Annotated in this window: 10 protein-coding genes; 5 read left to right on the plus strand and 5 right to left on the minus strand. The window is 64.8% G+C overall.

All coding sequences use genetic code 11. The annotated features are described in order from the left end of the window. Window positions 1-230 precede the first annotated feature (230 nt). Both ppc and A1351_RS17130 read left to right on the plus strand, forming a co-directional pair. Window positions 231-2,990 carry a phosphoenolpyruvate carboxylase gene (gene ppc, locus A1351_RS17125; protein WP_064033557.1) on the plus strand — a complete coding sequence of 920 codons (2,760 nt, stop codon included), beginning with the start codon at window positions 231-233 and terminating at the stop codon, window positions 2,988-2,990. An 88-nt stretch (window positions 2,991-3,078) separates the two neighbouring features. Next, window positions 3,079-6,159, plus strand: a complete 3,081-nt coding sequence (locus tag A1351_RS17130) for an autotransporter domain-containing protein (protein ID WP_064033558.1) — start codon at window positions 3,079-3,081, stop codon at window positions 6,157-6,159. Between the two features lie 16 nt (window positions 6,160-6,175). Here the strand turns inward: A1351_RS17130 and A1351_RS17135 are convergent, their stop codons facing one another. Together A1351_RS17135 and galE are read right to left on the minus strand one after the other, a co-directional pair. Further along, complete coding sequence (locus tag A1351_RS17135; protein ID WP_064033559.1) at window positions 6,176-7,102, minus strand: hypothetical protein; 927 nt, start codon at window positions 7,100-7,102, stop codon at window positions 6,176-6,178. 169 nt (window positions 7,103-7,271) lie between these two features. Then, the gene (galE, locus tag A1351_RS17140; RefSeq protein ID WP_064033560.1) at window positions 7,272-8,267 is read right to left on the minus strand and encodes a UDP-glucose 4-epimerase GalE; all 996 of its coding nucleotides are present in this window, start codon (window positions 8,265-8,267) and stop codon (window positions 7,272-7,274) included. Window positions 8,268-8,467: 200 nt separating this feature from the next. Here galE and A1351_RS17145 point away from each other — a divergent pair, with 200 nt between their 5' ends. Further along, window positions 8,468-9,352, plus strand: coding sequence for a UTP--glucose-1-phosphate uridylyltransferase (locus A1351_RS17145; protein WP_024880232.1), 885 nt, complete (start codon window positions 8,468-8,470; stop codon window positions 9,350-9,352). A 194-nt stretch (window positions 9,353-9,546) separates the two neighbouring features. Here the strand turns inward: A1351_RS17145 and irrA are convergent, their stop codons facing one another. Further along, the gene (gene irrA, locus A1351_RS17150; protein ID WP_026598845.1) at window positions 9,547-10,029 is read right to left on the minus strand and encodes an iron response transcriptional regulator IrrA; all 483 of its coding nucleotides are present in this window, start codon (window positions 10,027-10,029) and stop codon (window positions 9,547-9,549) included. A gap of 186 nt (window positions 10,030-10,215) precedes the next feature. On the opposite strand from irrA, the gene A1351_RS17155 reads away from it, so the two are divergent. Together A1351_RS17155 and A1351_RS17160 are read left to right on the plus strand one after the other, a co-directional pair. Further along, entirely contained in the window at window positions 10,216-11,412 is a 1,197-nt protein-coding gene (locus A1351_RS17155; RefSeq protein WP_245291678.1) for a lytic murein transglycosylase, read from the plus strand. 136 nt (window positions 11,413-11,548) lie between these two features. After that, the gene (locus A1351_RS17160; RefSeq protein WP_024880235.1) at window positions 11,549-12,202 is read left to right on the plus strand and encodes a Crp/Fnr family transcriptional regulator; all 654 of its coding nucleotides are present in this window, start codon (window positions 11,549-11,551) and stop codon (window positions 12,200-12,202) included. 44 nt (window positions 12,203-12,246) lie between these two features. Here the strand turns inward: A1351_RS17160 and A1351_RS17165 are convergent, their stop codons facing one another. Together A1351_RS17165 and fdhD are read right to left on the minus strand one after the other, a co-directional pair. After that, a complete protein-coding gene (locus tag A1351_RS17165) occupies window positions 12,247-12,468 on the minus strand; it encodes a formate dehydrogenase subunit delta (RefSeq protein WP_018265611.1) in 222 nt (73 codons plus the stop codon). Next, the gene (gene fdhD, locus A1351_RS17170; protein WP_026598848.1) at window positions 12,458-13,288 is read right to left on the minus strand and encodes a formate dehydrogenase accessory sulfurtransferase FdhD; all 831 of its coding nucleotides are present in this window, start codon (window positions 13,286-13,288) and stop codon (window positions 12,458-12,460) included. Before fdhD ends, A1351_RS17165 begins: the two co-directional genes overlap by 11 nt. Between the last annotated feature and the right edge of the window lie 35 nt (window positions 13,289-13,323).

A 13,323-nucleotide genomic window follows, 5' to 3' on the forward strand; every position in this document is an offset into this window, starting at 1 on the left:
TTCCTCATCCTGAGGAGCCGCGCAGCGGCGTCTCGAAGGACGAGGAAACCTTCATGCCCGGCCATCTGAAGCTCCCCCTCGTGCTTCCCTCCTCAGATGAGGGGGAGGATTATTGGCCTTCACCCGATCGCCCCCTCCCCCTCGCCTCGCATCGCCTCCGGTCCAAAATCTGCTATAGCTCGCAGGACCTACCGCGCCCAACAGCGCCCCGCCCAGGATCGACGCCCCATATGCAAGTCGAAACAGACGCCGCCAATTTCAGCTCCTCCGCCCTGCTCGACGATCAGTCGCTGCTCGCCGATATTCGCCTGCTCGGCCGCCTGCTCGGCGACACGGTGCGCGAGCAGGAGGGCGTCGCCGCCTTCGAGCGCATAGAAACGATCCGCCGCCTCTCGGTGGCCGTCAGCCGTAATGGCGACATGGAGGCCGATAACAAGCTCGAGGCGCTGCTGCGCTCGCTCTCGGCGAGCGAGGCCGTCACCGTCATCCGCGCCTTCAGCTATTTCTCCCATCTCGCCAATATCGCCGAGGATCTGCATCCGCTGCAGGGCGACGAATCCTCCCCCCAGCCGAGCCTCGCCAACACGTTCGCCCATTTGCGCAAGGCCTCGATCGGCCCCGGCAAGGTGGCGCAAGTGCTCTCCAACGGCTGGGTCTCGCCCGTGCTCACCGCGCATCCGACGGAGGTGCGGCGCAAGAGCCTGCTCGACGCCGAGCACGCCATCTCCGCCCTGCTGGAGGCGCGCCCACATGCGCGCAACAAGGCCGATCTCGCCCGCAACGAGCTGCAATTGCGCGCCCGCGTCTCGCAGCTGTGGCAGACGGAGCTGCTGCGCCAGGCGCGGCTCACCGTGCGCGACGAGATCGCCAACACGCTGAGCTATTATCGCAGCACCTTCCTGCGCCAGATTCCGCTGCTCTACGCCGATATAGAGGAGCGTCTGGGCGGCCTGCGCATTCCGCCCTTTCTGCGCATGGGCACTTGGGTCGGCGGCGATCGCGACGGCAATCCCAATGTGCGCGCCGAATCGCTCGCCAATGCGCTGCGCATGCAGGGCGAGACGGCGCTGCGCTTCTACCTCTCCGAGGTGCATGAGCTCGGCGCCGAGCTGTCCATCTCACGTCGCTACGCCGGTTGCAGCCAGGCGCTCGAGCAGCTCGCGGCGCGCTCGGGCGACGATAATCCCCATCGCGACGACGAGCCTTATCGCCGCGCGCTGATCGGCGTCTACGCCCGCCTCGCCGCGACGCTCGAGGAGCTGACCGGCCAGCAGGCGCAGCGCCATGCGAGGGCGCCCGGCGCGCCCTACTCCGGCCCACGCGCCTTTCTCGCCGATCTCGAGATCGTCGATGATTCGCTGCGCTGCCATCACAGCGAGGTGATCGCGACGCAGCGGCTCGAGCCGCTGATCCGCGCGGCGGAAGTCTTCGGCTTTCATCTCGCCACTGTGGATTTGCGGCAGAGTTCCGACCGCCATGAGGAGACCATCGCCGCGCTGCTGCGCGAAGCGCGCGTCGCGCCCGACTACGCCGCCCTCACGGAAGAGGAGAAGCGCGCGCTGCTGCTGAAGCTGCTGAGCGATCCGCGGCCGGTGCGGCTCGTCGACGCCGCCTATTCGGAAGATGTCGCGAGCGAGCTGGCGATCTTCGAGCGCGCGGCGGAGATGCGCAAGACCTATGGTCACGAGTCGATCCGCCATTACATCGTCAGCCATACGGAGACGGTGAGCGATCTGCTCGAGGTGCTGCTGCTGCAGAAGGAATGCGGCATGATGCGCGGCACTCTCGATCCGCGCGACGCCAATATCGTCGCCGCCGATCTCATTATCGTGCCTTTGTTCGAGACGATCGGCGATCTGCGCAACGCCGCCGTCATCATGCGCGAATTCTACGCGCTGCCCGGCATCGTCAAGCTCGTCACCAATTCCGGCGCGCAGCAGGACATCATGCTGGGCTATTCCGACAGCAACAAGGACGGCGGCATTCTCGCGAGCATTTGGGAGCTCTATCGCGCCTCCACCGCGCTCGCGGATTTCTTCTCCGGCCTGCCGTCGATCGCCATGCGCCTCTTCCATGGGCGCGGCGGCACTGTGGGACGCGGCGGCGGCCCGAGCTATGACGCCATTCTCGCGCAGCCGCCGGGCACGGTGAACGGGCAGATCCGCCTCACCGAGCAAGGCGAGGTGATCGCGGCGAAATACGCCAATCCGCAGATCGGCCGCATCAATCTCGAGCTGCTCGTCGCCGCGACGCTGGAGGCGACGCTGCTCTCGCACAGCAAGGCGCCGCCGCCGGAATTCCTCGATGTGGCGGAACAGCTCGCGCAATGGGGCATGGACGCCTATCGCGGCCTCGTCTACGAGACGCCCGATTTCGTCGATTATTTCTTCGCCTCGACGCCGATCTCCGAGATCGCCTCGCTCAACATCGGCTCACGGCCGGCCTCGCGCAAGCCATCGCGCAAGATCGAAGATTTGCGCGCCATTCCGTGGAGCTTCTCCTGGGGCCAGGCGCGTCTCGCCCTGCCCGGCTGGTACGGCTTCGGCTCGGCGATCGCGCGCTTCCGCGAGGGCGACGACGGCTCCAAGCTCGAGCTGCTGAAGCGCATGTATCGCGAATGGCCCTTCTTCCGCACGCTTCTGTCGAACATCGACATGATCCTGTCGAAGACCGATCTCTCGATCGCGCGTCACTATGCGGGCCTGGTGCAGGATCACGCGCTCGCCGACCGCATTTATGGGGAGATAGAGGCGGAGTGGAGCCGATCCAACGCCGCGCTCGCCGATCTCACCGGATCGAGCCAGCGACTCGCCGACAATCCGGCGCTGGCGCGCTCGCTGCACCATCGCTTCCCCTACATTGCCCCGCTCAACTATCTGCAGGTGGAGCTCATTCGCCGCTTCCGCGGCGGCCAGACCGGCGACGACATTCGCCAGGGCATTCTCATGTCCATCAATGGCGTGGCGGCCGGCCTGCGTAACACAGGGTGAACAGAAGAGGGCGACATTGCGGCGCTGTCGTCAAAGCGTCATGCGCCGCCGCCATTAGGGGTCCCGATCCAGCTGGAACGGAACCGCAATGTCGCCTCTTCTCTCGCGCGTCAGCCCTCTCGCCCTCCTCGCCTCCCTCTCGTTCTCTTCCGCGGCCGTCGCAGCCGACATAAATGTCCCGGCCAATACGACCGTCTCCGGCCAGAAGACATTCGGCGGAACCGATAAGATCACCGTGGGCGCCGGGGGCAAGCTCACCTCCTCGGCCAATCCGACGCTGAATCAGACATCGACCTCGACCGGCGTCTCCGTCGACAATTTCGGCACGATCGAATCGACGGGGACAGGAACGCGCGCGATCCGCTTCAACAGCGGAACCGCGATGAGCTTCACGCTGACCAATGAGGCGGGCGCGACGATTCAATCGCAGAATGACGCGCTGCAAGTGGGAACGGCTGTCACGTCGGGAACGATCACCGTCAATAATTACGGGCTGATCCAGGCGACGGGCACGGGCTCCAACAATGGCCAGGCGATCGACTTCGGCAATATCGTCGCCGGCACGGCCTCGATCACCATAAACAATTTCGCGACCGGCGTGCTGCAGACCGCCGACGCCGACGGCGTTCGCCCCGGCAACAACGCCACGATCAATAATTACGGCCAGATCATCTCCAATAATTTCCAGACCAACAGCGGCGCGGATGGAATCGACTTCCAGACGAGCACCGGCGGAACGGTCAATAATTACGCCGGCGGCCTGATCTCCGGCGGACGCCACGGAATCAACATCAGCTATGATCCGACGGCGAATAAGACGACCTCCTCGATCACCGTGACCAATTACGCCGGCGGTCAGATCATCGGCCGCAACGGCTCGGGCGTCGGCTCCGACGTCGGCGGGACGGTGATCAATTACGGCCTCATCTCGGGCGATATCGACAATATCGCCGGCGTCGCCAATGGCGACGGCGATGGCGTCGATATCGATTACATCGGCAACATCACCAATTACGGCACGATCCGCGGCACGGGCGCGAAGGGCGTCGGCTCCGACGGCAAGACCAACACCAGCCAGGGCGTCGCCATCGGCGGCGGCGTCATCGACAATAAGGCCGGCGCGACCATCATCGGTCTGGCGGACGGCATTCTCGTCGACAATAGCTCGGAAGGGCCGGCCTTCGGCGCGGTGACGATCACCAACGCCGGCACAATCGAAGGCACGACACGCTACGGAATCTATATCAACAGCACGCTGAACAATACGATCACCAACTCCGGGACCATCACCGGCGGCGGTGGACAGGCGATCGTCTTCGGCTCCGGCGACGACACGCTGAACATTCGCACCGGCTCCGTCATCAATGGAACGGTGGACGGCGGCGCCGGAAACGATCGCATCTCGCTCTCAGGAACGGGAACCTTCGCCGGCGCGATCAATTTCGAGACGCTGAGCGTCGATGACGGCGTGTGGACGCTCACCGGGACGCAGAGCTATTCTAGCGGCGTGACGGTCGCGGGCAGCGCGGAGCTGGTCGCCGCGGGCACGATCGGCAATCTCGTCACCATCGCCGCCGGCGGGCGTCTGTCGGGCTCCGGCACGCTGGGCGCGCTCGATCTGTCGGGCGCCGTCTCGCCGGGCTCGGGCGCCGGCGCGATCTCCACGCTCACCGTCACCGGCAACGCTACTTTCCGCTCGGGCTCGGTCTATCAGATCGACGCAAACGCCGCCGGCGCGGCGGACAAGATCATCGTCGGCGGAACGGCGGCGCTCGCCGGCTCTGTGCAAGTGACCGCCGCCTCCGGCAATTATGCGCCTTCGACGAGCTATGCGATCGTGCAGGCGGCGGGCGGCGTCAGCGGCTCTTTCGCTTCGGTCTCCACCGATCTCGCCTTTTTGACGCCCTCGCTCTCCTATAACGCCAACAACGCCTATCTGACGCTCTCGCGCAATGGCGTCTTCTTCCAGAGCGTCGCGGCCAATCGCAATCAGCGCGCGGTCGCCGCGGCGCTCGACACGACGCCGACGGCGAGCCCGCTGTTCCTCGCCGTCGTCGGCAAATCGGCGGCCGGCGCGCGCGCGGCCTTCGACGGACTCTCCGGCGAAGGCGTCACCGGCGCGCTGAATGTCGGCCTCGAATCGAACCGCCTGTTCGGCTCGACTCTCGCAGACGCCGGACAATTCTGGCGCTCGGGCGAGACGCGCGACGCCAATGGAATCTCCATTTCCGCGACGACGCCGGCCCTCGGCTATGCGTCTCTGGAATCGAAAAAGGGTCCGATCGCCCCGCGTATGACACAGGAGCCGGCGCGGCTCTGGCGCATGTGGATCTCCGGCTTCGGCCAGAGCGCACGCCTCGGCGGCGACGCTGCGCAAGGCTCGGCGACGCAGCGCACGAGCCTCGGCGGCGGCGCCATCGGTCTCGATGCGGCGGTGCTTCCCAATCTTCTGCTCGGCTTCGCGGGCGGCTATAGCGCCGGCGGAGCCTCGACCGATCAGCGCTCGACTCATGTGGACACGCATGGCTGGCATATCGGCGGCTATGGCGTCTTCACCTTCGACCCCAATTATATCTCCGCCTCGCTCGCCTTCTCCGATTTCGACAATTACTCACGCCGCTCGGTCTTCGGCCTCGGAACGGGCGAGACGGCGAATGCGAATTTCGGGAGCCGCGTGCTGCGCGCGCGCGTCGAGATCGGGCGCGACGTCGATCTGTTCGGCCTGCGCGCTACGCCTTTCGCTGCTGTCGAGACGGCGCATATTTGGACGGATGGATTCACCGAGACGACGGCGGCTTTTCCCGGCTTTGCAGGCCTCAGCGCGCTGACCTTCGCCGCGCGCGAGACGGACTCGCTGCCCCTCTATTTCGGCGCGCGATTCAAGCGCAGCTTCGCGCTCGACAATGGCTGGCGGCTGACGCCCGATCTCTCGCTCGCCTATGTGCATGAATTCGAGCCGACGCGCGCGCTTCTCGCATCCTTCGCCTCGGCGCCCTCGGCGGCTTTCACCATCGCCGGCGCGCGTCCCGACGAGAATTACCTGCAGGTGAAAGGCGGGCTGCGCCTCGATGTGAACGCCTCGGTCGCGCTCTTCGCCTCTTTCGAAGGCGAATATGGCGGACGCACGCAATCCTATGCGGGACGAGGCGGCCTCAAAGTGGTCTGGTGAGGCCGCCCCTGCTGTTTTACGCGTTTTGCGAAGCGCTCGAGGACTGAGAGCCCTGCTGAGCGACGAGATCCTTCAGCAGCGCCGCGACGCTCGATTGCGCGGCGCTGGCGTCGCCGCTCTTGGCGGCGGTGATCAGCGTCTTCAGATCGTCGACGATCGTCGAAGAGGAAGACGAAGAATCGGTCGTCGTCGAGGACGATGACGAGGAATTCGTCGAGGATGTGGACAGGAGCGAAGCGAGATCGCTCTCGAGGCTCGTGGCGGAGCTCTTCTGCGTCGTCGAATCGCCCGATTGCACCGCGTTCAGCAGCGTCGCCAAATCGGAGACGAAGGAGGAAGCGGTCGAATCCGAGCTCTCGGAAGAGGAAGTAGACGCGGAAGAAGACGGCGGCGGCGGGGGCGGAGGCGGCGGCGCCTGCAAATGGCTCTCGATCGTCTTGGCCGTCGATTGCGCGGTCGTCGTGTCGCCCGACTGCACCGCCGAGACCAACGTCTGCAGATCGGAGAGGAAGCCGGATTGGCCGTCCGACGAGGACGATGACGAGCTCGACGAATCCGAGGTCGACGACGATTGCAACAGGCTCTGAAGGCTCGACGCGGCGGTCTTGGCCGCCTCCGTATCGCCGGAGTCGACCGCCTTCAGCAGATTGGCGACTGTCGAGGCGAAGCCCGAATCCGAGGACGAGGAGGAATCGTCGCTGGAGCTGGTCGAGCTGGAATCGCTGGCGAAGAGCAGCGAGGCGAGCTGGCCGGAGCTCTGGCTGCGGAAATCGATCGCCGAGCTGGGATCGACCGCGCTGGTCTGCGTCGTGGAGGTGGAGCTGGTCGTCGCCGAAGCGCTCGCGGCGGCCGCCGCTGTCGTGTCGTCGACGTCTTTCGTGGGACGGGAATGATGATGATAGGCGGTTTGAACCGCGCTGGAGGCCAGACTCGATATGGACATTCTGCGTATCCTGGAAGGAGAGCGGACGCGCGCGACTGTCCGCGCGCCGCCTTACGCAAAACTTACCAGCGCCTGCCGTCACGAGGCTATATCGCGCAGAAATACTTGTAAAATCTGGCGCTTTCCTCCCATATCCGAAGAGTATCGGAATATTTCTATAATATATATGCTATGCTCCACTTTCGTTGCGGGCCGCAAGCTTGCGCTCCCAATCCAACGCCTGGCGCACGATCGTCTCGAGATCGTCGTGACGCGGCGTCCAGCCGAGGCGCGAGCGGATGCGATCATTGGCGGCGACGATGGCGGCCGGATCGCCCGGCCGACGGCCGGCGAAATCCACCTTGAAATCGACGCCGGAAACGCGCTTCACCGTTTTGATCACCTCGAGCACCGAGAAGCCATGCGCATAGCCGCAATTGCAGACGAGGCTCTCGCCTCCCCCACGCAAATGACGCAGCGCGTCGAGATGGGCGCGGGCGAGATCGGTGACGTGGATGTAGTCGCGCAGGCAGGTGCCGTCGGGCGTCTGATAATCAGTCCCGAAAACCTGCATGCCGGGACGCAGCCCCAACGCCGCCTGCACCGCCACCTTGATGAGATGCGTCGCCTTGGGCGTCGATTGGCCGGAGCGGCCGCGAGGGTCGGCGCCGGCGACATTGAAGTAGCGCAGCGCTACATAGGAGAGATCATGCGCGCGCGAGACATCCTCGAGCATCCACTCGACCATCAGCTTGGAGCGTCCATAGGGCGAGACCGGCTTCAGGCTCTCGTCCTCCGTCACCGGATTATGCTCGGGATCGCCATAGACGGCCGCGGTCGAGGAGAAGATGAAGCGCTTCACGCCCGCTTCCACCGCCGCCGCCAGCAGAGCCCGCGCTTTCGCCGTATTGTTCAAATAATAGCCGAGAGGATCGGCGACGGACTCGGGGACCACGATCTTGGCCGCGAAATGAATGATCGACTGGACATCATGCCGCGCGAAAATATCGCGCAGCAGCGCCGCGTCGCCAAAATCGCCCACGATGAGCGGAACTTCCTCCGGAACCGCCCAGCGAAACCCCGTGGAGAGATCGTCGAGCACGACGACCTTCTCGCCGGCGTCGAGCAGCTCGAGCGTCATATGGCTTCCAATATAGCCGGCACCGCCGGTCACGAGAATGGTCATTCCGCTCTCTTCCTGCTGAAGACGTCATCACGGGAAATTAACGGGCAATGGTTAAGGACGAATCCTGGCCCGGCTCGGACTAGGCGTTGGTCTTTTGCCATTGCGGGATATTCTCGGAAAAGCGCTAGCGCCTTTTCCGAAACCCTGCTCGGGCGTCGCGCGCTCGCGCTCGGGTCACACTCGCTCGAAATGGACTAATCATGAGCAAACGTATTCGCAAGGCTGTTTTTCCCGTGGCCGGCCTCGGCACGCGCTTCCTCCCGGCGACCAAAGCGGTGCCGAAGGAGATGCTGACCGTCGTCGATCGCCCCGTGCTCCAGCATGTGGTGGACGAGGCGCGCGAGGCCGGGATCGAACATTTCATTTTCGTGACCGGACGCAACAAAGGCGTCATCGAGGATCATTTCGACATCGCCTATGAGCTCGAGGACACGCTGAAGAAGCGCGGCAAGATCAAGGAATATGACGCGCTGATCGCCGATCTGCCTCCCGCCGGCGCCGCCAGCTTCACCCGCCAGCAGGCTCCGCTCGGCCTCGGCCATGCGGTCTGGTGTGCGCGCGAGATCGTCGGCGACGAGCCCTTCGCCGTGCTGCTGCCCGATATGGTGACGCTCGGCAATGGGCCGAAGAAGAGCCGCTGCCTCGCCCAGGCGGTGGAGGCCTATGAGGCCCATGGCGGCAATGTGATCGCGGTGGAGGAAGTGCCGCCGGAGGAGACGCACCAGTACGGCATCGTCTCGGTCGGCAAGGATTTCGGCGCCGCTTTCGAGATCACCGGAATGGTGGAGAAGCCGCCGCGCGGAACCGCGCCGAGCAATCTGATGATCTCGGGCCGCTATATTCTGCAGCCGGAGATTTTCGACATTCTGGCCAAGGGCGAGAAGGGCGCGGGCGGCGAGATTCAGCTCACCGACAGCATGGTGACGCTGAGCGGCTCGCAAGCCTTCCACGGCGTGCGCTTCGACGGCAAGACCTATGACACCGGATCGAAGCTCGGCTTTCTGGCCGCCAATCTCGCCTTCGGCCTGACGCGCCCGGACATCGCCGATGGGCTGAAGGCGGAGATCGCCAAGCTGCTCGGCTGAACGGAACGGCCCCTCTCCCGCGAAGCTTCGCGGGAGAGGGGCCGATTCGGCTCGCCTCGCGAGCGCTGGAGCTGGAGCTGGACAAGACCCGGCGAGGAAAAATCGCTGCGCGGGAGAAGGCATGAAAAAAGCCGCCCAAGCGGCGGCCTTTCTGAAACAATCACACTGAAGAGAGACTGCTCCGGCGAGCCGCCTCAAGCCTTCCGCTTGGGCCGCAGCCGGATGATGACGTCGCAGCCGACGATCTCCATGCCCTCGGGCGGAGCGGGAAGCTTGGCGAATTCGATGGAGCCGTCCACCACGTCGAACATGCGCTTGCTGACCTCATCCATGAAATGGTGATGCGGCGCGGTGCGTGTGTGGAAATAGGTGCGTGGCCCCTGCACGGCGATCTCCCGCAGCAGGCCGACGTCGGCGAATTGGTTGAGCGTGTTGTAGACGGTCGAGAGCGACATTTGCAGGCCGGCCTCGCGCGCTTCGGCGTGGAGCGCCTCGGCGCTCACATGGCGGTCGCCATTGCCATAGAGCAGCTTGCTGAGCGAGATGCGCTGCGAGGTGGGACGAAGGCCGGCCGCCCGAAGCTTGGCCTTCAGCTCCTGCTCGTCCTTGATGGGGGCCGCCTTTTTTCCCAGTTGGATCGGCGCACGAAAATTCGTAATCATGGGGTGATGCGTCATTTCCGTTTCGCCTCAGATCCTGTCCTGCTCGCGGCTCCTTGTGGAAGTCGAGACATGCTGATTGAAAACGCAGCGCAGCGAAGTGTCAAACAAAATGGCCAAAAGTGTAAAGATTCCAAAGAATGGCCAAGCTCGCGCGCAATTTTGCGACAAGCTTTCGGCCACGCTCGCGGCAATCGCCGCGATGTGTTCCTATCATTCCCGGTCATTTTCCTACTGTTTGTCCTGACGGCTTTTTTCAGTCCTTGCGCGCTGGCGCAGGAAAGCGCCGCCGGTTCTGATCTCGACCATTTCCTGCAGCAATTATGGCCACGGGCGCGCGACGCCGGCGTCTCGCGCGAGATTTTCGATTCGGCTGTCGCGGGCCTCACGCCTGAGCCCGGATTGCTGCGGCGCCCACAGGCTCAAGCCGAGTTCACCATTTCCATCCCCTCCTATGTCTCCGGCGCGGTCAGCGCAGCGCGTGTGGCGCGGGGACGCGCGCTCGCCGGCGAGCTCTCCGCGCCGTTGGCGACGATCGAGGAGCGCAGCGGCGTTCCTTCCGAGATCGCTCTCGCCATACTCGGGGTGGAAAGCAATTTCGGTTCCGCGACCGGCGCCGCAGACACGCTGCGCGTGCTGGCGACGCTGGCCTATGCCGGCCACCGGGGAACGATCTTCTCCGATGAGCTCGTCGCCGCGCTGGTCATGCTGCAGAGAGGCGACGTCACCCGCGCGCGGCTGCGCGGCTCCTGGGCCGGCGCTATGGGCCAGCCGCAATTCCTGCCCTCGGCCTATCTGAAATATGCGACCGCCTATAGCGGCGACGCGGCCCCCGACATTTGGACGAACAGGCTCGATTCGCTCGCCTCTGTCGCCAATTTCCTGAAATTCTCCGGCTGGGATCCGCGCCTGCCCTGGGCGGTCGAGGTCGTCCTGCCCAAAAATTTCGACTACGCCGACTTCGATCTCGACTTCGCGCAATGGCGCGCGCTGGGCCTCGCACGGGCCGATGGCGAGGCGCTGCCGGCGAGCGGTCCGGCGAGCCTCTATCTGCCGGCCGGCGCGGCCGGCCCGGCCTTTCTCATCACCGATAATTTCGAGGTGATCCGCAAATACAACACCTCCGACGCCTATGCGCTGTCGATCGGCCTGCTCGCCGACCGCATCGCCGGGCGACGCGCGCCCATCGCCCCTTGGCCGAAGAAGATCGCGGCGCTCTCGACCGCCGATTGCAAGGAGCTGCAGCGCCTGCTCACCACGCGCGGCTTCTATCGCGGCGCCATAGACGGCAAGCTCGGCCGCACCAGCCGCAACGCCGTGCACGCCTTTCAGCTGAGCGAAGGCGTGCAGCCGGCGGATGGATTCGCGACGAAGGAGGTGCTGGAGCGGCTCCGCCGCTGAGCCGCTGCGGCGATATGGGGCGCGAAACGCTGTAGCTGCTGACTTCAGCGTGAGAAATGAGCTATCTGTGACGCCAAAGAGGCGTCGAGCCGCTCGTCGTCGGCGAGAAAGCCTCCGCTTCCCTGGAGAATCTCGAGTGACGAGCGAGCATATTCTGTATCTGGTGATCGCGGCCTCGTGGATGCAATCGGTGGCGGCTGTGGCTTCCGCCTATTCGAAGACGATGATCCGCTTGCGGATCGCATCCACGATCGCGAATTTTCTCGGCGTCGTCGTCGGCGCTGCTAGCGGGAACATGGCCGTGTTGACCCGCCACGTCATTCTGTTTCCGCTCGACCTCATTCGTCTGCGCGAGATGCGCAAGCTGGTGGCCAGCGTCAAGCGCGCGGCGGATGGCGAGCTGAAGGTCGAATGGCTGAAGCCCTTCATGCATCCATGCAGCGTGAAGGCCGGCGCGCTTTTGTTTCGCAAAGGCGAGGAGGCCGACCGCGCCTATATGCTGATCGAAGGCGAGATCGAGCTTCCAGAGGTGGGAATCCGGCTGCCGCCGGGTACGCTGTTCGGGGAAATGGCGCTGTTCACCGAGGACGGCTTGCGCACGGCCTCGGCGCGCGCGCTCACCGATTGCCGGCTGCTGTCGATCACCTATGAGGAGTTCGAGCAGCTCTATTTCCAGAACCCGCAATTCGGGCTCTATCTCATTCGGCTGATCGTTCGACGCTGTCAGGCGAACACGCAGCAGCTCGAAGCCGTCGCCTGGAATAAAACGACGGAAGATGTCGGCGCCTGAGCCGAAGAGCGCCGAGACGACGCGACGACCCGCGCCGCTCGCCTCTATTTCGCGGCGAGCTTCTGCACTGCCTGCAGCGGCACCTCGTCGAGGCCGGAGCCGCCATGGGCGACATGATCGATGATGCCGGCGCGCATGCGCGGATCCCAGAATTTCTTCAAATGCTCGGCCGTGCCGGCCACCGCGTCGGAATGCCTCTGCGCGGCGAAGAACTTGCCGATCTGATTGGCCATTTTGACGAGCCGGTCGGCCGAATTATGCGACATGGGTAGAGACCTGTTCCAGAATGCGTTCGGGGTGGGTGAAGATTTCGAAGTCACGGCCGCGCACGACCGCCACCAAAGTCATGCCACATTTCTCCGCCGTGCGCACCGCCAGAGCCGTGGGCGCGGAGACTGCGGCGATAATGGGCGCCCCGATGCGGGCGGCCTTTTGAACGAGCTCGACGGAAATGCGGCTCGTCATCAGCACGACGCCCTGCGCTGCGGGAAGCCGCTGACGCGCCAGCGCGCCGGCGAGCTTGTCCAGCGCATTATGGCGGCCGACATCCTCCCGCGCCACCAGCACGTCCGAATCCGGCCCCCAGAAAGCGGCGGCATGAACGGCGCGCGTCTCGCGATTGAGCGTCTGCGCGCCGGGCAAGCGATCCATGGCGGCGATGAGCGCCGTCGATGAGACGCGCAGCGCATTGGCGAGGACCGGCAACGGCCGGCTGGCCTGCTCGAGGCTCTCGATGCCGCAGAGGCCGCAGCCGGTCGGCCCGGCCATGGAGCGCTTGCGCGCCGCATAGACCTCCTGCCGTCCGCCAGCGAGCCAGCTGCGCAGCTCTATGCCGGCCTCGGAGGCGACGATCTCGAAATCACCGGCCTCGTCGATCGAATCGATGAGGCCTTCGGTAAGCGCGAAGCCGATGGAGAAATCCTCGAGATCAGCCGGCGTCGCCATCATCACGGCATGCGTGGAGCCGCCATAGGTGAAGGCGATGGGGGTTTCTTCCGGTATGATGCGGGAGCTGTCCGACAAGGCGTCATTGCGCCGCGCGATGCACGGAACACGAATGCTGGCCGCGGGGAGGTCCTCGTTCATCCAGATCTATCTCCAGCGCGCGCCCCTTCTCCCGC

This window comes from Methylosinus sp. R-45379, assembly GCF_001644125.1.
Classification (GTDB): Bacteria; Pseudomonadota; Alphaproteobacteria; order Rhizobiales; family Beijerinckiaceae; genus Methylosinus.

Coding starts and splice junctions, on each gene's coding strand:
- ppc (WP_064033557.1), top strand. CDS start 231: ATGCAAGTCGAAACAGACGCCGCCAATTTCAGCTCCTCCGCCCTGCTC.
- A1351_RS17130 (WP_064033558.1), top strand. CDS start 3,079: ATGTCGCCTCTTCTCTCGCGCGTCAGCCCTCTCGCCCTCCTCGCCTCC.
- A1351_RS17135 (WP_064033559.1), bottom strand. CDS start 7,102: ATGTCCATATCGAGTCTGGCCTCCAGCGCGGTTCAAACCGCCTATCAT.
- galE (WP_064033560.1), bottom strand. CDS start 8,267: ATGACCATTCTCGTGACCGGCGGTGCCGGCTATATTGGAAGCCATATG.
- A1351_RS17145 (WP_024880232.1), top strand. CDS start 8,468: ATGAGCAAACGTATTCGCAAGGCTGTTTTTCCCGTGGCCGGCCTCGGC.
- irrA (WP_026598845.1), bottom strand. CDS start 10,029: ATGACGCATCACCCCATGATTACGAATTTTCGTGCGCCGATCCAACTG.
- A1351_RS17165 (WP_018265611.1), bottom strand. CDS start 12,468: ATGTCGCATAATTCGGCCGACCGGCTCGTCAAAATGGCCAATCAGATC.
- fdhD (WP_026598848.1), bottom strand. CDS start 13,288: ATGAACGAGGACCTCCCCGCGGCCAGCATTCGTGTTCCGTGCATCGCG.